17 protein-coding genes are annotated in these 22,870 nt (G+C 39.3%); 10 read left to right on the forward strand and 7 right to left on the reverse strand.

Annotated features, from left to right (window positions below):
* Position 1 precedes the first annotated feature (1 nt).
* On the forward strand, positions 2-3,595 hold the full coding sequence (locus AC2JBO_RS13975) for a helix-turn-helix domain-containing protein (RefSeq protein WP_496954259.1): 3,594 nt from the start codon (positions 2-4) through the stop codon (positions 3,593-3,595).
* A 211-nt stretch (positions 3,596-3,806) separates the two neighbouring features.
* Here AC2JBO_RS13975 and AC2JBO_RS13980 read toward each other — a convergent pair whose 3' ends face one another.
* Positions 3,807-4,103: a peptidoglycan-binding domain-containing protein gene (locus AC2JBO_RS13980; protein ID WP_496954260.1), complete on the reverse strand. Its 297-nt coding sequence runs from the start codon at positions 4,101-4,103 to the stop codon at positions 3,807-3,809.
* A gap of 188 nt (positions 4,104-4,291) precedes the next feature.
* Positions 4,292-4,837 carry a hypothetical protein gene (locus AC2JBO_RS13985; RefSeq protein ID WP_496954261.1) on the reverse strand — a complete coding sequence of 182 codons (546 nt, stop codon included), beginning with the start codon at positions 4,835-4,837 and terminating at the stop codon, positions 4,292-4,294.
* Positions 4,838-5,446: 609 nt separating this feature from the next.
* On the opposite strand from AC2JBO_RS13985, the gene htpG reads away from it, so the two are divergent.
* The 3 genes from htpG to AC2JBO_RS14000 all read left to right on the forward strand — a co-directional run bounded on the left by htpG (position 5,447) and on the right by AC2JBO_RS14000 (position 8,979).
* Positions 5,447-7,402 (forward strand): molecular chaperone HtpG, encoded by a 1,956-nt coding sequence (gene htpG / locus AC2JBO_RS13990; protein WP_496954262.1) that lies wholly within the window; start codon positions 5,447-5,449, stop codon positions 7,400-7,402.
* 120 nt (positions 7,403-7,522) lie between these two features.
* A complete protein-coding gene (rpmB, locus tag AC2JBO_RS13995) occupies positions 7,523-7,759 on the forward strand; it encodes a 50S ribosomal protein L28 (protein ID WP_496954263.1) in 237 nt (78 codons plus the stop codon).
* 497 nt (positions 7,760-8,256) lie between these two features.
* Positions 8,257-8,979, forward strand: a complete 723-nt coding sequence (locus AC2JBO_RS14000; RefSeq protein WP_496954264.1) for a choice-of-anchor E domain-containing protein — start codon at positions 8,257-8,259, stop codon at positions 8,977-8,979.
* Between the two features lie 71 nt (positions 8,980-9,050).
* Here AC2JBO_RS14000 and AC2JBO_RS14005 read toward each other — a convergent pair whose 3' ends face one another.
* Together AC2JBO_RS14005 and AC2JBO_RS14010 are read right to left on the reverse strand one after the other, a co-directional pair.
* Positions 9,051-9,689, reverse strand: coding sequence for a GDYXXLXY domain-containing protein (locus AC2JBO_RS14005; protein ID WP_496954265.1), 639 nt, complete (start codon positions 9,687-9,689; stop codon positions 9,051-9,053).
* Between the two features lie 20 nt (positions 9,690-9,709).
* Entirely contained in the window at positions 9,710-11,032 is a 1,323-nt protein-coding gene (locus tag AC2JBO_RS14010; protein ID WP_496954266.1) for a DUF2157 domain-containing protein, read from the reverse strand.
* Between the two features lie 130 nt (positions 11,033-11,162).
* On the opposite strand from AC2JBO_RS14010, the gene AC2JBO_RS14015 reads away from it, so the two are divergent.
* Positions 11,163-12,119 (forward strand): RsmB/NOP family class I SAM-dependent RNA methyltransferase, encoded by a 957-nt coding sequence (locus AC2JBO_RS14015; protein ID WP_496954267.1) that lies wholly within the window; start codon positions 11,163-11,165, stop codon positions 12,117-12,119.
* Positions 12,120-12,715: 596 nt separating this feature from the next.
* Here AC2JBO_RS14015 and mutL read toward each other — a convergent pair.
* On the reverse strand, positions 12,716-14,491 hold the full coding sequence (gene mutL / locus AC2JBO_RS14020) for a DNA mismatch repair endonuclease MutL (RefSeq protein WP_496954268.1): 1,776 nt from the start codon (positions 14,489-14,491) through the stop codon (positions 12,716-12,718).
* Positions 14,492-14,665: 174 nt separating this feature from the next.
* Between mutL and AC2JBO_RS14025 the strand changes: the two genes are divergently transcribed.
* Positions 14,666-15,001, forward strand: a complete 336-nt coding sequence (locus AC2JBO_RS14025) for a rhodanese-like domain-containing protein (RefSeq protein WP_496954269.1) — start codon at positions 14,666-14,668, stop codon at positions 14,999-15,001.
* 467 nt (positions 15,002-15,468) lie between these two features.
* Here the strand turns inward: AC2JBO_RS14025 and AC2JBO_RS14030 are convergent, their stop codons facing one another.
* Complete coding sequence (locus AC2JBO_RS14030) at positions 15,469-16,506, reverse strand: adenosine deaminase (protein ID WP_496954270.1); 1,038 nt, start codon at positions 16,504-16,506, stop codon at positions 15,469-15,471.
* Positions 16,507-16,647: 141 nt separating this feature from the next.
* Entirely contained in the window at positions 16,648-18,429 is a 1,782-nt protein-coding gene (locus AC2JBO_RS14035) for an ATP-binding protein (protein ID WP_496954271.1), read from the reverse strand.
* Positions 18,430-18,935: 506 nt separating this feature from the next.
* On the opposite strand from AC2JBO_RS14035, the gene AC2JBO_RS14040 reads away from it, so the two are divergent.
* The 4 genes from AC2JBO_RS14040 to AC2JBO_RS14055 all read left to right on the forward strand — a co-directional run.
* Positions 18,936-20,279: an adenylosuccinate synthase gene (locus tag AC2JBO_RS14040; RefSeq protein WP_496954272.1), complete on the forward strand. Its 1,344-nt coding sequence runs from the start codon at positions 18,936-18,938 to the stop codon at positions 20,277-20,279.
* Between the two features lie 208 nt (positions 20,280-20,487).
* Positions 20,488-20,787 carry a 50S ribosomal protein L25 gene (gene rplY, locus AC2JBO_RS14045; RefSeq protein WP_496954273.1) on the forward strand — a complete coding sequence of 100 codons (300 nt, stop codon included), beginning with the start codon at positions 20,488-20,490 and terminating at the stop codon, positions 20,785-20,787.
* Between the two features lie 151 nt (positions 20,788-20,938).
* The gene (locus AC2JBO_RS14050; protein ID WP_496954274.1) at positions 20,939-22,483 is read left to right on the forward strand and encodes a bifunctional aminoglycoside phosphotransferase/ATP-binding protein; all 1,545 of its coding nucleotides are present in this window, start codon (positions 20,939-20,941) and stop codon (positions 22,481-22,483) included.
* A gap of 10 nt (positions 22,484-22,493) precedes the next feature.
* Positions 22,494-22,870 (forward strand): hypothetical protein (locus AC2JBO_RS14055; protein WP_496954275.1); only part of this gene is annotated, 377 nt, incomplete at its 3' end.

Genomic DNA, 22,870 nt, shown 5'->3' on the forward strand with positions numbered 1-22,870 from the left:
TATGGATATCGAAGACGCGCTTCTATTTACAGATACTCAAGTCTATAACAAAACTGGATTGCACCTTGGCGACCTTCAGCAAGCGATGTTACGCGCGTCTTGGTCATGGGAACGACAAAGCTATGACCAAATTGCCGATACTTATGGGTATTCTCCAACCTACCTGAAACATGATGTTGGTCCAAAACTGTGGAAACTGTTATCGGAGGTTATGGGCGAAAAAGTTAACAAAAAAAACTTTCGAGCCGCAATTGAGCGACAATTTTATTCAAATGCTGTATCGCATACCAAAACACCAGATGTTCCTCAATCTACAAGGCGCCCAGAAATTTGTTCAGATTGGGGAGATGCTGTTGAGGTGCATAATTTCTATGGACGCTCAACTGAATTAACTCAATTACAAGAATGGATTAGTAGCCAAAAGTGTCAGCTTGTAACGATACTAGGCATGGGTGGAATGGGAAAAACTACGCTTGCAATTAAGCTTGCACACGTGTTAGAGTCTGGGTTTGAAGCAATTATTTGGCGTTCGTTACCCAATGCTCTACATGTAGGAGAATTGTTGGCAGATTGGTTAAAAGTTTTATTACCGTTACAAATTAATAACTTAGAGACGGTTGATAGCCAATTATCGTGCTTATTACAGGTATTGAAATCACAACGTTGCTTATTAATTCTTGACAATATTGAAACAATTTTAGAGTCGCGAGAAATTTCCCACTATCGAGAGGGTTATGAGAAGTATGGTGAATTATTCCGACAAATAGGAGACACACAACATCAAAGCACTTTAGTTTTAACTAGTAGACAAAAACCAGCGGAGGTTAATGTTTTAGAAGAAGCAATGTCAAGAGTACGCTCGCTGACACTTAGCGGTTTAGAAACAACAGAGGGTCAAAAAATTTTTCAAGAAAGAGGCGCCTTTCAGGGGTCACAGGATGAGTGGAATCGTTTAATTGAGAGCTATTCGGGTAATCCATTAGCGTTAAAAATGATTTCCACAACCATTCAAAACTTGTTTGATGGTAACATTTCTGATTTTTTGAACCAAGAGACGTTTGTTTTTGGTAATATTCGCAATCTCATTCAACAGCAGTTTGAACGGTTATCTTCTTCAGAGAAAACTGTTATTTATTGGTTAGCTATTTATCGTACACCTGCAACGTTCGCTGAACTAAAACTAGATATATTTCCTTCGATGGCGCCGCAAAAACTAATCGAAACTTTAGAATCATTAGAACAACGCGCGTTAATTGAAAGAAATGCTGCTCAGTTTTCACTACAACCTGTAGTCATGGAATATGTAACTGCTAGTTTTGTGAAAAAAATTGCCCAAGAAATTCAATTCTGTTTAGAATGCAAACCCTCATTTTTCAAAACTCACGCCGTAATTAAAGCACAAGCAAAAGACTATATTCGTGATGCACAAATTCGGCTAATTGTCAAACCTATAATCGAGCAGCTAAAAGAAAATCTTGAAACAGAAATAGAACCGTTTTTGCTTGAACTTGTGAAGAAGTTGCAGTTGACTAGCGCGGAACAAGTAGGATACGCAGGTGGTAACATTATAAACTTGCTATGTCAACGACAAAATCATCTATCCAATTATGACTTTTCTAACTTAACGATTTGGCAAGCTAATTTACAACACACTAAACTATATAATATTGATTTTACTAACTCTGACTTAAGTCGCTCATTATTTACAGAAACATTAGGAATTGTTTTTAGTGTTGCATTTAGTCCAGATGGCACAAAACTAGCTACAGGAGACGTAGAAGGTGGACTGCGACTTTGGGAAGTTGCAACAAACAAATTATTACTAAATTTTGAAGGACATATAGGCTGGGTTTGGTCAACAGCATGGAGTCCAGATGGTCGAATACTTGCGAGTTGCAGCAGTGATAAAACGATTCGTTTGTGGGACACCCAAACTAAAGAGTGTATAAATATACTAAAAGGTCACACAAGCTCGATTTGGTCGATTGCATTTAGCCCTAACGGTGAGATAATCGCCAGTGGTAGCGATGAACCAATAATTCGTCTGTGGGATGTAAAATCGGGTGAATGTAGCAATACACTAAGAGGACACACCGGAAGAATTCTCTCAGTAGCATTTAGTCCAGACGGTCAAATGCTCGCAAGTGGCAGTGATGATTGTACCATTCGTATTTGGAATGTTCGTACTGGTAAATGTCAAATTCTAGAAGGTCATACCAACCACATTTGGTCACTTGTGTTTTGTGGTGAGGAGAATACCTTAGCAAGTGGTAGCGCAGACCATAGTATTCGTCTTTGGGATATTAGTAATAGTACATGTGTAGATACTTTAAAATCCCATACTGGATGTGTGCGCGCGCTTCAATTTAGTCCCAACAACAAACTCCTTATCAGCAGTAGTGATGACAAAACCATCCGAATTTGGGATTTAAAAGACAAACTAAAAAATAATCAATGTTTACGCATATTAAGCGGTCATAAAAATGCCGTATTTTCAATAAGTATTAATTATATAGATGGAACAATAGCATCGGGTAGCACCGACCAAACCGTCCGATTTTGGAATATTCAAACTCTTAACAGTCTCAAAACCCTAAAAGGATATACAAACTCCGTCTTTTCTGTTGCCTACAGTCCTAGTGGTGAAAATCTTGCCAGTGGTAGCACAGATGCAATAGTGCGACTTTGGGACATTAACACAGAAACATGTTTAAAAACTCTTCAAGGTCATTTAGATTGGGTAACATGCGTTGCATTTCATCCAAATAATAAATGGCTTGCCAGTAGCAGCGTTGACCGCACCATTCGCATATGGGACATTCGTACTCTTACATGTATTAAAACCTTACATGGTCATACTGGTTGGGTGCAATCAGTAGCATTTAGTCATAAAGGAACATTACTAGCTAGTGCAAGTGATGATCAAACAATTCGCTTATGGGATGTTAGCACATTCACATGCATCAAAACACTACATGGTCATACAAACTGGATTTGGGCAATAGCATTTAGTCCAGATGGCACATTATTAGCAAGCAGTAGCGAAGATGCTCTAATTCGCTTGTGGTCAGTAAACACAGGAGAATGTATTAAAATTTTAGAAGGACATACCAGTCGAATACAGTCGATTGCATTTCATCCAGATGGTCAAACTTTAAGTAGTGCCAGTGGAGATCAAACAGTAAGATTGTGGTCAGTAACAACGGGGCAATGTCTCAACATATTGCACGGCCATGAAAATGCAGTTTGGTCAGTTAACTTTAGCCCCGATGGTAAAATCCTTGCAAGTAGTAGCTTAGATCAAAGCATGAGAATTTGGGACAGCAAAACAGGAGCTTGCATTAAAACATTCTCAGTTCCAACTCATTCAGTACGTTCTTCAATAGTATTGAGAGAAATAGAGACGGATAACTACACGCTTACGAGTGGTAGTCGCAATGGTGTAATCAATATTTACAACACTACTACAGGAAGCTGTATAACTTCATTAATTCCTAATCGTCCATATCAAGGAACTAACATCACAAACGTAACGGGTATCACAGAAGCACAGCGAGATGCACTCAAAGCTAACGGTGCAATTGAACTAAACTAGCTAGGGGCGCCTATTAATACTCATATAACGCCTATAACGCCCGCACCATAGAATGGTGGCGCTATTAATACGAAGCCCACCTGCGTGGGCTAAGATATTAGCCTACTCCCGGTGGGCTTTATTCAATTAGCCGCAACATTCTATAGTGTCGGCTATGGTGTCGGAAACGATAAATTGATATTTGTTTTCAATTTACGATGAATATGTTTACTTAGAAGTTACTAGTATAAACACACATACCTAAAGCTGTCCAAGTTTGGGGTACGACAATTCCATCTACAAGAACTTTTGAATCGTGGTCGTTGCCTCTTTGTTGAAATTCAATAACTGCATTCTCAGTTTTCTTACTAAAGAAACCATCGACTTTTAAAGAACTGAAACCATATTTTTGTAAGGTTAGTTGTAAAAGTTTGACTGAATCCAAAGCGGTTTTCTGATTGTCGTTGCGACGTAAAACGGGCATTGAAGAGCAAGCGGGAAGTTGTTTTTGTTGGTTTAATGTTTGCATTGTATTGTACCTGGGTTTTAGTTTGATTTACTGATAAATATAGATTCATCAAGGCAAAAGTAAAAAGGTAAAATGAAGAGTAAATAAAAATGGTTAAAAGCCTCTATATTTATTAAATTCTACTTTTGACTTTTGAATTTTATCTTTTTACTTTTTCAGATAATTATCGCAAAAATACCCAAAAAAGTTTATGAAAGAACTTCTAAACATTCAATTTTTATAATTTTGCCGTTTTTAACAGTAAAACTCAAAATTGCTGGCCCTTGGTCAGTAACACTATAGTTAAATCTACTTAAACCACTAGTTCTAGTAGCTTCTTTTTCACCGTAGGTTCTTATCAATTTACTTTGACTATCGCCTATTTTAACACCATTAGGAGTAGCATAATTAGAACCATTTGCTTTAATTGAGTATACTCTATAGCTACCGGGTTTAGAACTTTCGCCCAATTCAACTATTATTCCTGAATATTGGAGAGTTCTCGTTTTACCAACAGCACCAAGGAAACTGTTAGAGACTTGTATAGGTTTACCTAAAATTTGTCTGACCTGTGTTTCAGACATTGATAGTTTCACACCACCCACTCCAATACCTCTTCGAGTGAGATTTACTGTTGTAGTAGCATTTTGAGAAATTAGATAACTTGGAGGAGTAGTTGCGCTCGCTGGACTTGGAGTGTAGCTAGCGAAGGGAATAACAACTGTGGCAACTGCCAATGAAAGTGCTTGTAACATAATCTATTACCTGCCATCGTGAGTCACAATGCCTTTATTTGAGAGGCTTTTGTGTTTGACACTTATTAATGTACTTGCTCTCAATAAGTAGATCGATAACGATAAGTTTAGGAAAATTATGGACATAATTAAGCCATATTTTTAATAAAAGTTAAGGTCAACGACTTTCAACAACGCCGACTCGCTGCGAGGGGCACCGACAAGCTAGACCGCACGCTACACTCGGACAAAAGCGCTTGTGTACTAGTAGAATTTTTAGCCCAACGGAGGAGCTATAAGCTCAATTTTTAATTTCAGTGTTCTAGCATCATAATATGTACATGCCTACTACTAACTAATATAATGAGATGTTAACTTTGGTTAAAACTATTGTGGGATGGGCATCCTTGCCCTGTCCAGAAACCGGGTTTCCTTTGGTAAGCATTTAGATTGTTATGCTTAGTGATGGGGAAACCCGGTTTCTGAGAGTGTAGGTAGGGAAAACCGAATTTAGGGTTGTCGGCAAACAGTACTTAGTAGTTAGGAGTCATTTGGCTGCGGTTACGCTTACAATCCATTATGGAAACATAAAACCCATTAAAATTTATTAGTCTTTCACACACAGGAATTATGCTAGAGCAAGGTACTATCAGTATTCATACCGAGAATATATTCCCGATTATTAAGAAGTCTCTTTACTCTGACCATCAAATCTTCTTTCGGGAACTTGTGTCGAACGCTGTGGATGCTATCCAGAAGCTGAGTATGGTATCACGTGCGGGTGAGTATTCTGGCGATATTGGCGAACCTGAAATCGTTGTTGCTATCGACAAAGATAAAAAAACGCTCTCAATTACCGATAATGGAATTGGGATGACGGCTGATGAAATCAAGAAGTATATCAACCAGGTAGCTTTTTCTAGCGCGGAAGAATTTATTCAGAAGTATAAAGGTACTGCTGATCAACCAATTATCGGTCACTTTGGTTTAGGTTTCTACTCATCGTTTATGGTAGCGAACCAAGTTGAAATCGATACGTTGTCATATAAAGACGGCGCCCAAGCAGTACATTGGAGTTGTGACGGTTCGCCAAATTTCACCCTCGAAGATTCTGGACGTACTACTCGTGGTACTACTATTACGCTGCATTTGATGGAGGAGGAACACGAATTTCTCGAAGCAGCGCGCGTACAAACTCTGGTTAAAACATATTGTGACTTTATGCCAGTTGCCATCAAACTTGATGGTGAGGTTGTAAACAAACAAAAGGCGCCTTGGCGTGAGTCATCGAGTAATCTAAGTAAGGAAGACTATTTAGAATTTTATCGATACCTGTATCCGTTCCAAGAAGAACCTTTACTTTGGGTACATTTGAATACTGATTACCCATTTATTATCAATGGGATTCTGTATTTTCCGAAACTGCGTCCTGATGTAGATGTTACCAAGGGACAAATTAAGCTGTTCTGTAACCAGGTGTTCGTTAGCGATAACGTTGAAGAAATCATACCCCAGTTCCTTTTACCAATGCGGGGAGTAGTTGATAGTACAGATATTCCGCTGAACGTATCGCGTAGTTCGCTGCAAGGTGATAGAACAGTTAAGAAGATTGGTGATTATATTGCCAAGAAAGTTGGGGATAGACTTAAAGAGCTTTACCGTGATAACAAAGAACAGTATGTAGGTGCATGGAAAGACTTGGGAACTTTTGTTAAGTTCGGCGCCCTCAATGATGAGAAGTTCAAGAAGCAAGTCGAAGATATAGTTATATTCCGCACAACTTACCAACCCAGCCAAGACACTCCAACAGTACAAGTACAAACAGAAGACAGTGATGCTTGGCAAGATGTAAATGCAGGCGCCAAGTTACCTTATACCAACATTAAAGAGTATTTGGAACGTAATAAAGAGCGTCACGAGAACCGTGTATTCTACTGTACAGATGAAGCATCACAAGCAACATACGTAGAATTACATAAAAGTCAAGGATTGGAAGTTCTATACATGGACTCCTTTATTGACACTCACTTTATCAACTTCTTAGAGCGTGAATACAACGACGTTAAATTTACGCGCGTAGACTCAGAACTTGATAACACCCTCCTCGATAAAGAAAAACCAGCGGAAATAGTAGACCCCACCACAAACAAAACTCGCAGTGAAGTTATCAAGGAACTGTTCGAGAAAGCTATTAATAAGCCTAAACTCAACATCCGTACCGAATCATTAAAATCAGATAATCCACAGGGTACACCTCCAGCAATGGTACTGCTACCTGAAATATTGCGGCGCCTGCGCGAGATGAACGCAATGATGCAGCAACAAGCAGTAGAATTCCCAGATGAACATGTTTTGGTAGTAAACACAGCACACCCATTAATTCAGAACTTGGCAACATTGAGCCAAGGTACTATTATTCAAGGTGGAGGAGAGTCCCCAACCGGACAGCTAGCGGACATGATATGCCAACACGTATACGATTTGGCACTAATGTCACAAAAAGGCTTTGATGCAGAAGGAATGAAATCCTTTGTTGAACGCTCCAACGATGTACTAACTAAGTTGACCGAACAAGCAACGAAATAAGAGTTAAAAGTGCTGAGTGCTGAGTGCTGAGTAAAAGTACTTCTAACTCAGCACTCAGCGCTTTCTACTCAGCACTTGTACAATAAGAGATTGTGGCTAAAATATCGGAGAACAAATAAAATGTCTCGTCGCTGTCAATTAACTGGTAAAAAAGCAAATAACGGTTACTCGCTTTCGCACTCACACCGTCGTACCAAGCGTTTGCAGCAAGCTAACCTGCAAACAAAGCGTCTTTGGTGGGCAGAAGGAAACCGTTTTGTCAAACTAAAGATTTCGACCAAAGCTCTCAAGACTATCGAAGTCAAGGGTTTAGCAGCAATGGCAAAAGAAGCTGGTCTCAATTTAAACCACTTCTAAACTGCACGTTAGTAATCATTACGAAACGCGATTATCTTATATATTCCATTTCATAGGGGCATGATACTATCATGTCCCTATTTATATTGATGGGTTGTAGCATAGGCGTCCTCGCCTGTGCAGTCATATATTTTTTTACCACAGAGTCACAGAGGGCGCAGAGAGAAGAGTAATACTTCACGTCATTAATTTTGTTTGGTAGGTTAAAAAGATTAGCAACGGATGTAACGGATGGCTGATTTTGATCTTTTGTAACCAATAAATTATCCGCGTTTACATCCGTTGCTAATTTTACAATTATTTTATAAAAAACATATAAAGACTTTTTAAAAACTTTATTATTAACTATAAAAACATAATTCTTAATGCTGACTGATTTACATCATTAAAGATTCAATCAAGATACTGTAAGTGATATTGCTTAAATATAGTGATAACCATTAAGCTCTTACCAAAAGGTGTATCGCTATAAAAACAATCACAAGGGATTATTAATAATGCATCGCCACTTGTCCAAAGTACAGTTTTTGGCAGCATTTTTAGCTGCTTTCGGATTGTCTACAACTGTTGCACAGGCAGCAAATTTAACAACAGCAAAATATCAAAGTTCTATTGATGTTCAACTAACAAACTTTGATGAATTTGTTACTCTTAAAAAATTTGACCCCAGTTTAGGTGAATTGCAAAAAGTATTTGTACAGTTAGACTCTAAAGTTGAAGGGTCAATTTTGTTAGAAAATCGAGATGCAAAACCCGCTGATGTCACAGCTAATTTATCTGCTGAAGTCAGTTTACTCAAACCGGATAAAAGCATTTTATTAACAACGCTGCCAGCTGCATCAATCTCACAAAAATTTGCCGCGCGTGATGGAGTGCTAGATTACAGCGGAGCATCAGGCGCCACTTACAATGACTTATCCAACAATAAAACAGCATCAGCTTCTTTTACAAGCGATTTTGATCTGTTTGTCGGTTCGGATACATTAACACTGCCAGTCACCGCTGTCGCAAAATCTTCTGGTAGTGGCGCCGGCAACCTTGCCCAAATATTCAACACCTTAGCAGGAGCAAAAGTTGAAGTAGTTTACGAGTATTATCTTAAAAAACCAGAAGAACCAAAGCGAGAAATACCAGAATCAAACATTCCTATTAGCGCACTTGCCACAGTTGGTGTTTGTGCCTTACTGAAAAGTAAATATCAATTTAAGAGTGCTGAGTAGAAAGTGCTGAGTGCTGAGTATTTAACTCCTTAACTCCTAACTCATTACTCAGCACTCAGCACTTTTCACTGTTAAAACCGATACTTATGAATACCTCCCAGTTTATTTGTATCGGTTACTTGCATTTCTAACGGCGCCGCTAACCCATGAGAATCAACTTTGACAAGCATGATAATAGGCTTTTGTTGTCCAAGTTGAATTTGACGAGTTTGAAAAATATCTTGCTTACCAAAATCTGCTTGAACTTCTGGCATGTAGTATTTTTCTAGTCCGTAAAAAATAGTGCCATACTGATAACTACCTCGCAGTGCAACTTGATTTTCTGGTAATGTTGTGGGTAAAGTACTTGTTATTCTTAATGGGCGCCAAGGTTGAATAGTATTAACTTCACTATGTAAAATTACATAAAATTTAGTTCCTTCTGCAACTGGATAATACTGAGAGTTAATACCTGGATATTGCTTAACTAAGTTATTCCAACCAGGTAGTTTTTTTAATACTTCAACGCGCGAGATGTCATATTCTAATGCAACGTAGCGACCGCGCAGCACGTCATCAGGGAACTCGTGTGTTGTTTGTAAGACAACTGTTTTACCTGTATGTTGTCTATATAAGGTTGGCGCCAGTATTGCGGTGATAGTACCCAATTGTAATAGTAGCGATATTAGCAGGCGCCGATATGATATTAAATAAATATTTGGTGTTGGCATGGAATAAACCGCAAAGGACGCTAAGAACGCAAAGGTAAGAAGTCTGTTTGGTATTCAAGCATTCGAGTTATAACCAAAAGAATTATCATTGAAATGCCAGCCCAAAACACTCTACGCTCGTGCGTATTAAAGGCATGATGAATTAAGATTAGGGCGAAGATAATAGATAAAGCGTTGAAAAGTAAAATTTGGGCGCCTGCTATATCAATATTAAGAAAATTCCCGAATGGCGCTACTCCGCATGTTATAATACCTGTTAAGATTATTAGATTGTTCCAGCTAAGTTTTTGCTGTAACATAGATAACCATTGAATCACCGCAATAAAACTTAGAAAAGCAATATCAAGTGAAGTGGGAGCTAGTGTAAGATTTACTGGTTTTGCATGGGATAGTAAAGGTGATGTCGGCGCCTGCCAGTGCCAATGAAATCCAAGTATGTAAAAAAAGATGCATAAACATACGAGAGCAAGATTACGCGCGACTCCTTGAAAGTAACGTTTGCGAACTTTGGGAAATAGCAAATCATCGTAACTCCATAGTAAAGCAGGTGGAAGTACGAAGGCAAACGCAGCTAACCAAGAAAGATTACTTGTTGTATTGAGATATTGTAACGGCTTGATATTAAGCTGCAAGGCTAGTGTAAACGCAATGACAGTTAAAGTAAAACTTGTGCGTGACTTACACCAAATAGCCAAGGGTAAAAACACAATCCATAGTAATAAGGGCATATGCTCTACTATAATTAGTGTCCAACTAACATCATTATTGAGAAACGGCAGTTCGCTCAACCCAGTTAGATAACCAACTAGTACAATAACTAGTCCAAGTATTGCTAGCTTTTCCTCACCGTAGCTATAGGCCATAAAAGTGACACCGATACCCCATATCAGCAACCATTCGTAATTTGCTTGATTTATATGAAACATTTGTACAATTATGGATAGGTTTACACCTAATAGTAGTGCGCTGAGAATTATTAAACTTTGTCCTAGTAAAAGCTTGCGCTGTCGGTGTTTCTTACCTGACAACATTGCTTTAATCGATTGCTGCCACAAGTAAAATCCAGTAATATTTGTTGCAACCAGTAAACTCAGTAACAGTGTGACTCTGATTTCTCGTGGTAACACTCGTTCATTAACAGCGACAAAACCAATAGCACCGCTGACTATGAGTATGCTGCCTAGAGCAATTAAAACAAATATGAAGGGGTTTTTTGCTGTTGTCTCTAGATTAGCTAGATAGTGCTGGGTAATTTGCTGGTACTGTACATCATTAATTATGCCAGCATCGCGCCACTGAAGTGCATATGAGCGTAATTTTGCGCGAAAATTGTCTAGTAACATGACGATTGAATGCGGGCAAATAGTATTTTTCAGTATGATGCTATGTTTGTTAACGGTTTAATGTAATGTGACAGTTTAATTCTTGGTTGAATATCTATATAGCTTTTACACATATACGAACTGCAAAAATATGGAAAAAATATCTAATTTATTACTTAAGTTATCACGGCGCCTATATGTAGATACTGAGCAACAAGAAGAGTTTATTAATGCTTTGATCAATCCACAGCAATATAATCCTAGCATCCTTTGGTGTCGAGATAAGCCAGTTGATTTTACTTTAAGTGTAGCTCAACCTGTTGATTGGCAGCCAGCGAATGTAGATAGGCTAGAGCTAAATCAAAAGCCCGGTCAACATCCTTTACACGAACAAGGATATTTTTACTGTTTAGATTTTTCATCGGTATTTGCCGCTTCAATATTTTTAGCAATTCATCAACCAATTAGCTTGATATTTGATATGTGTGCGGCGCCGGGAGGAAAAAGCATCTTTGCCTGGAGAGTTCTGCAACCTCAGTTACTAATTGCTAACGAAGTAATTGGAAAACGTATAGGAATGTTATTTTCTAACTTCAAGCGTTGTAAAATCACACCAACAGCAGTATTAAACCGTGATTCAAGTATTATTGCTGAAGCCATAGCAAAATCGAGTGACTTAGTAATAGTTGATGCACCCTGCTCTGGACAATCTTTACTTGCCAAAGGAGAAAAAGTACCAGGATGTTTCCATCCAACTAATATCAATAAAAATGCCAACCGTCAAAAACGAATTATTGCCAACTCCGCTCAAATAGTGGCGCCGCAAGGTTATCTTGCATATACAACCTGCACCTACTCACCCGAAGAAAACGAACAAGTATGTGAATGGTTATTAGAAAAATTCCCGTCTTTTCAACCAGTCGAAGTAAGTCATTTAAAAGACTACCAGTCCCACTTAACTACAATGCCATGTTACCGAATGTTTCCCCAGTCAGGTTTGGGAGCAGGCGCCTTCGCAGCACTATTTAAAAACACCGAAACCGGAGACACAACAAAAATCAACGAAGAAACCTTACAAAAATTAGGAATTCGATATACTCAAATTTGAAAAAACGGCTTGAAAAAACGGCGCCGTTGTAGAGACGCGATTAATCGCGTCTCTACGGTGTTTAAAATTACACATTATCATCAAAGTATTGTGATTTATAACTCATAAGTAATAATTTAATAAGTCACAATTTTGATTAAACACCCTTTTTACGTTCTATTGTTTACTCCCTGCCATGAAGGCGCCTGCTATTGACACACAAGAACACCACTTATAAATTTTTACCTTTCTTATATTGCTCTACAGAGTCATGCAATCAAGTTTCGTGTGAAATTGCTGTAACAAGCACCAGTGATAGATTTGGCAAGAGATCGAAAACAACAAGTGGAGGCAATAGGATGAAGAAAAATCCGGTTCTATCGTACATAGCGTGCTAAATTTTAATTAAAATCTATAAATATGCTTGATTTACAAGGCTTACAGACGCTTTTAGTTTTAATTTTGGACAAGAATACCGTTCTGAAGGTAATAATAGCTGTAAGATAAGCCCAGCAAGAGTTTTAAGCTTATTTTTCCCTAAATTAGCACGCTAAGTACGCAAGAGCCATATTTTGAGGATTTGAAGCACTGAAGTGCTTATTACGAGGCGTTTCTTTTCATATGCCGTGGCTTTTTCCTACTACCCAGTTTCTTTTGAAGTATTTGCATAGGGAAGATTCTTGTAGCGATAAACTTATGGGGCGCCCGTGGGGACAGGTGCGGGGGTTACGGGTACGTTGCCATTGTTCGATTAAGCTTTGCATTTCGTCTATGGTTAAATGTGTGCCGTTACGTATGGCACTGCGACATGCTACGGCAACTTGCGCTGCTTTTAAGTCTCCCCCTTGGCTGAGTTCGAGGATGGCTTGATGACAATCTTCGCGCGCTTTTAACATTGCGGGAACGGTGCGTACTGCCCAGAGGTTTTCTCCAAAGGGTTCTATGTCTAGTCCAATACGTTGTAGTTGTTCAACTTTGGCTGCGGATAGCTGATATAAGATTAATGGCGGTTCCATTGGAACTAGTTGCCAGTTATCACATATTTGTTCATATAATACTCGCTCATGAGCAATGTGTTGTTCTACTAGCCACACTCCACCAGGATGTTCAACAATTATATACATGTTGTTGATTTGGGCAACGGCTTTGAGAGAGTGCTGAGTGCTGAGTGATGAGTGCTGAGTGGGTAGTGTTTCTGGTAAAGTGTTTACTGAAGAAGGCGCCTCTGTATCTGTTTTTGGTAGTGTTTGAATTGAACGACGGGTACGATAGGGGTTTTGTTTTTCTGCTGTTGTGAGCAGTTTACTAACTCGACTTGTTTGTACTGTTTCGTTTATAGTGTCGGAGTTGATACGAAGCGCTTGTTCTATTGCTTGATTGATTTGCTCTTGCCAATATTGAAGGTTATTAAGATATATTTCGCTTTTGGTCGGGTTGCGATTCCAGTTGATATGTTCAGGCGATATTGATAAATGTAATAGACATACTGGGAAGCGGTCGCGCGGTAATGTTCTGTGAAATGCCGTCAGAACTGTTTGCTCAAGTTCTGATGTTTTGACCATACGCTTGTTTACTGCTAGTCTTACCCAGTCAGGACGATGACGGTGACATCTATCGGGTAAACCAATAACTAAGTAAATATTATCTTTGTAATCTATCGATTCTTGGTAAGCTAACTTCAAACTCAATTCGTGTAAATCACCTTGACGAACTCGGTTGAGAATTTGTGGTAATAACTTGCCCATTGTTGCAGCAGGACTCATGTTTATCCACAAGCGGTCATTATGCCACACTTGCCATGTTACCTGCGGATGACATAAAGCTATTTGGTGAATTGTTTCTTGTACAGCTTTCATTTGCTGCGATGTATTCGGCAATCCTTGTCTTCGTGCTGTACAATAACCAAATAAATTCGAGACTGTGACGACTGTACCCGGCGCCATTGCGGTTGCTTCGATTTGTTGCGTTTCTCCACAGTTACTATATATGACTCTAAAACCACAACTTTCTATATCATCAGCGCTCATTGAAGGAATATAACGCGGGTAAGCACGACTCATAATTTCTAAGTCTGCCAACATCGTCAAACTATGTAGCGCTTCTCCCCTAAATCCTAAACTGTGAATCTTAAATAAATCGGCGCCGCTATGTATCTTACTCGTACTATGGGCACTCGCTGCATACTGCAAATCTTCATAGTTCATCCCACAGCCATTATCCGCGACGCGAATCCGCCATTGCTCTGGATGTAAATACACTATAATTCGCGTTGCGCCCGCGTCGAGAGAATTTTCTACAAGCTCCCGCACTACAGCCGCAAACGAGTCAATTACTTCTCCTGCCGTAATCAGATGTACGACTTCTTGGGGTAAAGTTTGAATCGTGTTTGCCATAACCTATAGTCTAACCTGAAAAGTAAACCCTAATACCAATTTTTCTATTGTTAATTTTTATTTCGAGCAAATCACAAATTTCTTTACAAATTTCTTTACAAATTATAAAAATTGCATGTGCATCATTCTTTTTTTGATAAATTGCTTTTGGTAATACAAGGAAAAATAAAATACATGCTGAATCATCTCGTTGCTCACACTGATGCTCATGATTTAAGAGCGCGTTTAGAATGGGGACAACCCGGTCTGACAATTGTGGATGTTCGCGACCGCTTTACCTATAACCACGGTCATATTACAGGCGCCATGCCAATGCCAATTGAAGACATAGCATCGCGCGCGCAAAAAAGCTTGCACCAAAAGCGTGATATTTATGTGTATGGGGAAAACGACGAACAATCTGCTCATGCAGCACAGTTGCTCCGTGATGCAGGTTTTGTAAGTGTTTCAGAAATTATTGGCGGTTTAAATGCTTGGCAAGCTGCTGGCGGAGCTGTTGAAGGCGCTTAATGGTGTATATTAATGATTGAATAATTGATATTTCGTTTTTCATGTACTGCACATTGTGCAGTACAGTTTTCGTTTTTGTAAATAAAAATTAAGATTTTTAAATTTATTTACTAATCAGCTTACTTTTATGCTTTATTTTGAAAGCATAAACTAATGGTCTGTGTCAAAAGTGTTGGTGTGCAAGAGGATTTAACCACAAAGACACAAAGAACACAAAGATAAGAGTTAAGAGAATAATATATTGGTGCCTACACCCCAGAATTAATGACACAGACCAAAGCGTGGTTCATGTCATCAGTTTTTTGAGGCTAACTTCTTAAAAATTCTTCCTTTGTGTCCTTTGTGTCTTTGTGGTTTATTCTTCTTACATGCCAAAATTAATGACATAGAGTACTAGTTTGCTAGAAGTCTTTCCTTATTCAGAAGCAGTCGGTAATTTTACTCCTGATAAGTTTTTGATGCTTTGTTTATGCGAGAACTGGTGTTGGTGGTTGTGAGTTTAATATCCTGTTGAGTAGGGATGCTGGACGTTGACCGTAAGGCCATGCGAAAGCGTGTTTGAACGCTGCATCTTGACACGCTTGTAGTTGTTGGAAGTTGATGATGTCGTAAGTTAACAGGTTTTCGTATTCAAACGGTAAACGCACGTTATGTAACCCAGCGTTATCTGTACAAATGGCTATATCTACTCCTGCTTCAAAACATCGGTCAAATACTGTTTTTAATTGACGGATGTCTTCTAATGTACCCGTTTTTAAGTAGGTTGTTGGACATACTTCTAAACATTGTCCACGTTTTGCTATTTCGGGTAATAATTCAGGGTGTAATAGTGGTACTTGAATACCGTGTCCGATACGCATTAAACAAGGTAAGAGTTCGGGGTAACAACCTGCTGTTGTTTCATAAAGGTGTCCGGTTGTTTTTACTTCGTTTGACAGTGCGTACTCGTACAATTTAACCCACTCGTCTAGTCTTTCTGCGTAGTAGCTATCTCCTCCTGCTACATCTACCCCACAGACGAAGTTTTTGTTTTGTGCTGCAAAGTCTATTATTGCTTTGTTTACTTCATACGGTAAACGCGCGTGCATACACAATATTTGACTCGTTACAATTGGATACTCTGGAATTTGACTCGCTTTACCCACAACTTCAATGATTTCCTTCATTTTGTCAATTCGTTCTGATTGACTTAGATGTTCTGGTGTGCGTAGATAGGGTGTATAACGTAGTTCTAAGTAGGCTAAATTCTCGAATATGTAGGCGCCTCTAAGTAAGCGGTAAATGAAGTAAGGTAAAGTTTCTACAGTTTGAACGCTTTCAACTAGCGTGTGTAATTCCAGATATTCATCTAAGGTATTACGAGGCTTGGTATAAAATTCTTCAAATGCGGGGTAGTCTTGAAAACGGGCAACCATATCCTCAGAGTGACGTTGGAAATATCGCCACAAAACCCTAGGTACTACTGAACCTCCCAAATGCCGATGTAATTCTGCGTATAAAGTCATAGCTTTATTTGTGTGTGATAGATGTATTAATTAAATTTCACTAATCTTAACAAGAACAATGTAAAAAGCAATCTATACACAGAATAATTTTTCGTGAAGTAAATTTAGTCACCTTTTAACCTTGTTTATATTCCCTTCAGACTAATGAAGAGGAACCGCAGTGAGGTGTCGCTGAAACGAATGTGGGATATCTACTGATTGTGCAGGCAAATATACTTTGAAGCAAGTACCTTTACCGACAATGCTTTCCACATCGATAAATCCGCCATGATTATTAATGATGGTTTTTGTGGTAGAAAGTCCTAAGCCGGTTCCTTTGCCATTTTCTTTGGTCGTGAAAAATGGCTCGAATATCCGCTCTTTTATCGATGCTGGTATTCCAATTCCAGTATCTATAACTGTAATCAAGATGTAATCACCTGTACTGGCGCCACAATTGATCTTTTGACTAACATTTTGACTAAGATATGAATCGTATTGAATCTGTTCTACAGCTAAAGTCAATTTACCACCTAGTGGCATTGCATCACGCGCGTTCACAACCAAATTCATCAAGACTTGCTGTATTTGAGTTCTGTTTCCAAACACAGGCGCCAGATATGGCGATACAGTGGATTGAAAAGTAATAGATTTGGGAAACGTTTGAGTAATTAGCAGCGATAGCTCACTAAGTACAGTTGTTAACTCAACGACAGTTTTATCAAGATTACCACGAGCAAATGATAATACTTGTTTGACCAAGCTGGCGCCAAGTTGGATGTTGTTCTCCAAAGTTTTGAGCAGCTGCTGATATTCGCTATCACGTAATTTAATCTTTAATAACTGTGCTGACAAAAGACTCGCCGAAAGCACATTATTCAAATCATGGACAATACCAGTTACACTTGAACCGATAGTATCAAGACGCTGTAAACGTAAAAGCTGTGCTTCTAATTGCTTACGCGCAGTTATGTCACGAGTTACAGATAAATTTAGGAAAGTACCATCTGACTCATTGAGTAATGGTACTGCGTGAGTTTCCACCCAACGACGTGTTCCTCTGATAACAATCTCGAACTCTGAAGTCTCGCAGTTTCCACGACACACACTTTCATGTAACGCAGCAAATGCTTCCTTATACTCTTGCTCTACCTTCATTCCAAGTGGTTGACCAAGCAGTTTGTTTGCACTATCAACCTCCATCATTTTGACTCCAGATGCATTTATCTCTAAGAGCGTTGTATCTTGGGCAATTAACTCGATACACTCACCTGCATTCCAAAGTGCCAAATAACGATTCTGACTTTGGGTTAATCGCTGTTCTGTCAAATTCAAGCGTATGATGGTGCTTCGTAATAAGAAGTAAAATAAACCAATTAACCCGATATTTCCGAGTGTGGTAATCGAAAAAGCTGTAATTGTACTTCCAAAACTAATTTGTGATGCTTTGACACGTGTTTGAAGTTGCTTTTCTGAGTTTGCGATGATTTTCTCAATTACTGCTTGAATATCTTCTACAAATAGTTCTTCTGTTGCTAATTTCAAATCTTGATTCTGAGTTTTTTGTAGTTTAATTCTACTATCAAAGGTTTTAAAGCTATTAGCAATTTTTTGTTTCAGTAAATTTATATACTCTAAATCTGTTGCGTATGATAATGTTTGAAGCTTTTCGAGACTGGCTTGGGTTTGGTCAACGAAGGCAAGATAAGCTGTTAGATACTTTTGATTATTTGTGACTAAGTAAGTTCTAAAATACGTTTCGGTGTTATTGAACGCTGTTAAACTTCGTTCGAGTTGAATAATAGCCTGTAAAGAATCGTTTATAGAATGCTGATGGTAAAGTTTTACTGTAGTGCTGTAGGAGATGACGGCGTTCATGATGACAACGAAGAATACTGCCCCAAAAACAGCCGTTAGTTTTTTAAGCTTAGACAACTTCTTCATACCCTTGATAACTTTGACTGTTGATACCCCAGAAATGGGGGAAGATAACAATAGCTACTTTTATCAAGCTTTTGCTGTATCAAGGTACTCAAAGTTTATTCTCTTTTATGTTCAACCTGTAACATTTGGGTGAGGAAAAGTTAATATTCTCTGATAAATATATTTATTGGTATATCTCTTTACAACAGAGGACACAGAACTTTAGGGTGCATGACGCTACTACTATAATACATCACACAAAGGTGCGTGACGCTACTACTATAATAAATCACACAAAGGTGCGTGACGCTACTAGCATTGCGCTTCGTTTTTAAATTATAGTAGCGTCACGCACCCTACAATAAATCACACAAAGTGCTAGAAATTAATTGGTTTAGAATTTAAGAATGGCGCCTGTAATAGTAAAGATTAATTTTTTGGAACGTGGTGGTATAACCTTGACATTGTGAAAAGCGACTGGTAATAATAGTTGTTTGTGGAACTTTAGATTAACTTAAAATAGACACTTGGCTAACGTTATTGTCATAGGTGCCCAGTGGGGCGATGAAGGGAAAGGTAAGATTACTGATTTACTCAGTCGCTCCGCAGATGTAGTAGTACGTTACCAAGGGGGTGTCAATGCCGGACACACAATTGTGGTCAAAGGTCAGACCTTTAAACTGCATTTGATTCCCTCTGGTATTTTGTATCCAAATACAGAGTGCATAATTGGTTGTGGTACGGTGATTGACCCCAAGGTTTTAATCGCTGAACTCGACCAGTTGGAAAGTCTCGGAATTTCAGCTAAAAACCTGTTGATATCGGAGACAGCACACGTTACAATGCCGTATCATCGATTGATTGATACAGCAGCCGAAGAACAAAGAGGTAGTCACAAGATTGGTACTACTGGTCGTGGTATTGGTCCAACTTACGCTGATAAATCGGAGCGAACAGGCATTAGGATGTTAGACCTGATTGACCCCGAAGGATTGCGTACTCAGCTATCTTGGACGATTAACAACAAAAATATCATTCTCGAAAAGCTCTATAATATACCGCCGTTAGATACTGAATCCGTTATTGCTGAATACTTGGGTTATGCCGAGCGTTTACGGCAGTATGTTGTTGACACTTCGTTAAAAATATACGACTCAATTCGCCGCCGTCGTAATATTTTGTTTGAAGGTGCCCAAGGTACTTTGTTAGACCTTGACCACGGTACTTATCCATTTGTAACATCCTCTAACCCCGTTGCAGGTGGCGCCTGTGTCGGTACAGGTTTGGGACCAACAATGATAGACCGGGTAATAGGTGTCGCAAAAGCTTACACAACGCGCGTTGGTGAAGGTCCATTCCCCACCGAATTGGATGGCGAAATGGGAGAATTATTGTGCGCTAAAGGTGCAGAGTTTGGCACCACTACCGGAAGAAAACGACGCTGTGGTTGGTTTGATGCAGTTATTGGACGTTACGCAGTTCGTATCAATGGAATGGACTGTTTGGCAATAACAAAACTTGATGTTCTCGACGAACTCGACGAAATCAAAGTTTGTACCGCTTACGAAATTGATGGAGAACTTTCGGAGCATTTTCCGTCAAGTTCCCGTAAATTCGCACGTTGCCGTCCAGTTTACAAAACCATGCCAGGTTGGAATGTGTCAACTAGTGATTGTCGTTCCTGGTCTGAGTTACCAAAACAAGCGCAGGACTATCTCAAATACCTCGCTGAGTTGATGGAAGTCCCCATCGCTATTGTGTCATTAGGCGCCAGTCGCGACCAAACAATTATTCTCGAAGACCCTATTCACGGCCCCAAACGCGCTTTATTACATCCTGATGGAACACCTGTTTCATTAATTAGCGCATAAGAGAGTGCTGAGTGCTGAGTAAAGAGTGCTGAGTGCTGAGTAAAGAGTGCTGAGTGCTGAGTAAAGAGTGCGAGTGATAACTCCTAACTCCTAACTTCTAACTCCTCACTCCTCACTCCCAACCAAACAACTTTTACTCAGCACTCAGCACTCAGCACTTTCTACTGTTACACTAAGATTTGCTGCAAAAATCGAAAACAAAATTGATATGCCATTGACTGTTGAATGTAAAAAGCGACCTGAAGGCAGCAAACCTAATGCCTTACGTCGTTCAGGATTATTACCTGCTAATTTGTACGGTCACAACGGTACTGAATCTGTATCGCTTGTGATTGAAACTAAAACCGTTGAAACTCTACTCAGAAAAGCGCGCGTAAATGATACACCAATCGAACTCAAGATAACTGACGGAGAATGGGTCGGAAATGCCGTAATTAAGGAAGTCCAAGCTCATCCTGCAAAAGGCACATTATATCATTTGAGCTTCTTCTCATTAGGTAAAGGTTAATAAAGATACAACATATCTGTATTTTCCACTATTTGAAGTTTTTACGAAGTATTAGATAGACCAGGGGTAATGCCCTGGTTTTTTGTTAAGCTGACGCTTGTTTGTTTGTTTATTTGTTTGTTTGTAAAATTCTAAAATCCTAAAAATTCTTATGTCTGACACAACGCTTCCCGCATTAATACAGCAAATGCAGCAACCAGGGTTCTATCCACATCCGTGTAAGGAACCAATACAATTCATTCAAACACACTGTTCGTATGTTCTATTAACGGGCGATTATGTATATAAGTTGAAAAAGCCTGTGGATTTTGGCTTTTTGAATTATTCGACTTTAGAATTACGGCAACATTTCTGTAATGAGGAACTGCGTCTCAACAAGCGAAGTGCTGCGGAGTTGTATTTGGAGGTGTTGCCGATATATCTTGAAGGTACACAATACCAACTCGGCGCCACGGGTGAGGCTGTAGAATATGCCTTAAAGATGCGGCAGTTTCCTGATGATGGGTTATTTAGCACGATGTTCGAGTCGGGTAAAATTAACGAATCGTATATCGAAGATTTGGGAAGGGTTGTCGCACTCTATCATAGTAAAACTGAGACTAACGACTATATTAGTAGCTTTGGGGAAGTTGCTTCGGTTCGAGAGGCATTTGACCAAAACTACGAACAAACTGTTAATTATATTGGTGGTCCCCAAACACAGCAGCAGTTTGACGAGACTAAAGAGTATACCGATAAGTTTTTTGCAAATAACCGCGAATTATTTACTAGTCGCATCGCTAATCAGTTTATCCGCGAATGCCACGGTGATTTACACATGGGGAATATTTGTTTGTGGCACAACCAAATTTTATTGTTTGATTGTATAGAATTCAACGAACCGTTTCGTTTCGTTGATGTGATGTATGATGTTGCGTTTACAATCATGGATTTGGAAGCGCGCGGGCGTAAGGATTTAGCTAATATATTTTTAAATACCTATTGTGAGCAAACTGGTGATTGGGAAGGTTTAGAGTTATTGCCTTTGTATTTGAGTCGGCAAGCATATGTACGCGCGAAGGTGACTTCATTTTTACTCGATGACCCTGGAGTACCTGTGGCAGTTAAAGAAGAGTCATCGAAAACAGCGGCAGCATATTATACTCAAGCGTGGAAATATACGCTCAAACAGAAGGGACAATTAATATTGATGTCGGGGGTGTCAGGGTCGGGTAAGAGTACCACCGCGCGTTATTTAGCAAAGCAAATAGGCGCCATTCACCTACGTTCAGATGCGGTACGCAAGCACTTAGGGGGTGTGGCATTATACGAACGTGGTGGTAGTAATTTGTACACTTCAGAGATGACGACAAAAACTTACGCGCGGCTTTTGGAATTGGGGGTTAAGTTAGCAAGTCAAGGTTATGATGTGATTTTGGATGCGAAGTACGACCGTGTACAGTTACGCGGTGATGCAATTAGCGCTGCAACAACTCAGGGTATTCCAATTAAAATCATTCAGTGTACGGCGCCAGTAGAAGTACTTAGTGAGCGGTTGAATAATCGGAGTGGGGATATAGCGGATGCAACGGTTAATTTGCTGTCATCACAGCTACAATCATTAGAAGCATTTACAGCTAGTGAGAAAAGTTATATAAAAATCTTGGACACAACTCAACCACTAGCGGCACAATTAGATGATGTAATTCGCCTATAGCCTTTTTATCATGGCACCAGACAAAAAAAGTAATCCGCTGCCGATTTCTCCGAACTTTTCTAACCAGCTAATATTTGGCTTGTTTCTAACGCTAATTTTGCTACTGGTTGGATGGCAACCTGCCTGGAGTGTATTTCTAGGTATTTTGGGTGGCTTTACAATTGGTTGGATAAGCGAAGCGAACAAAAGTGGACCTCAACAACCTAATGTTGCGACTTCAGAAGGAATTGATGCGGGGTTGAAATACTGGTTATTTTTCCTCGCTGGTTTTATGCTGCTCAGAGTGTTTCCATCACCCTTGAGTATTTTGTTAGGTGGTTTGGGTGGTTTAGGGGGTGGGTTGATTATCGCTTGGTGGGGTAGTCGGGAAGCAACCCAAACTGATTT

Source organism: Calothrix sp. CBUCES-K 9914 (genome assembly GCF_059640475.1).

Bases quoted from the DNA above. Each gene is read 5' to 3' on its own strand.
- rplY (WP_496954273.1), top strand. From the start codon at position 20,488: ATGCCATTGACTGTTGAATGTAAAAAGCGACCTGAAGGCAGCAAACCT.
- AC2JBO_RS14000 (WP_496954264.1), top strand. From the start codon at position 8,257: ATGCATCGCCACTTGTCCAAAGTACAGTTTTTGGCAGCATTTTTAGCT.
- AC2JBO_RS13980 (WP_496954260.1), bottom strand. From the start codon at position 4,103: ATGCAAACATTAAACCAACAAAAACAACTTCCCGCTTGCTCTTCAATG.
- AC2JBO_RS14005 (WP_496954265.1), bottom strand. From the start codon at position 9,689: ATGCCAACACCAAATATTTATTTAATATCATATCGGCGCCTGCTAATA.
- AC2JBO_RS13975 (WP_496954259.1), top strand. From the start codon at position 2: ATGGATATCGAAGACGCGCTTCTATTTACAGATACTCAAGTCTATAAC.
- mutL (WP_496954268.1), bottom strand. From the start codon at position 14,491: ATGGCAAACACGATTCAAACTTTACCCCAAGAAGTCGTACATCTGATT.
- AC2JBO_RS14015 (WP_496954267.1), top strand. From the start codon at position 11,163: ATGGAAAAAATATCTAATTTATTACTTAAGTTATCACGGCGCCTATAT.
- AC2JBO_RS13985 (WP_496954261.1), bottom strand. From the start codon at position 4,837: ATGTTACAAGCACTTTCATTGGCAGTTGCCACAGTTGTTATTCCCTTC.
- rpmB (WP_496954263.1), top strand. From the start codon at position 7,523: ATGTCTCGTCGCTGTCAATTAACTGGTAAAAAAGCAAATAACGGTTAC.
- AC2JBO_RS14030 (WP_496954270.1), bottom strand. From the start codon at position 16,506: ATGACTTTATACGCAGAATTACATCGGCATTTGGGAGGTTCAGTAGTA.
- AC2JBO_RS14010 (WP_496954266.1), bottom strand. From the start codon at position 11,032: ATGTTACTAGACAATTTTCGCGCAAAATTACGCTCATATGCACTTCAG.
- htpG (WP_496954262.1), top strand. From the start codon at position 5,447: ATGCTAGAGCAAGGTACTATCAGTATTCATACCGAGAATATATTCCCG.
- AC2JBO_RS14025 (WP_496954269.1), top strand. From the start codon at position 14,666: ATGCTGAATCATCTCGTTGCTCACACTGATGCTCATGATTTAAGAGCG.
- AC2JBO_RS14035 (WP_496954271.1), bottom strand. From the start codon at position 18,429: ATGAAGAAGTTGTCTAAGCTTAAAAAACTAACGGCTGTTTTTGGGGCA.
- AC2JBO_RS14050 (WP_496954274.1), top strand. From the start codon at position 20,939: ATGTCTGACACAACGCTTCCCGCATTAATACAGCAAATGCAGCAACCA.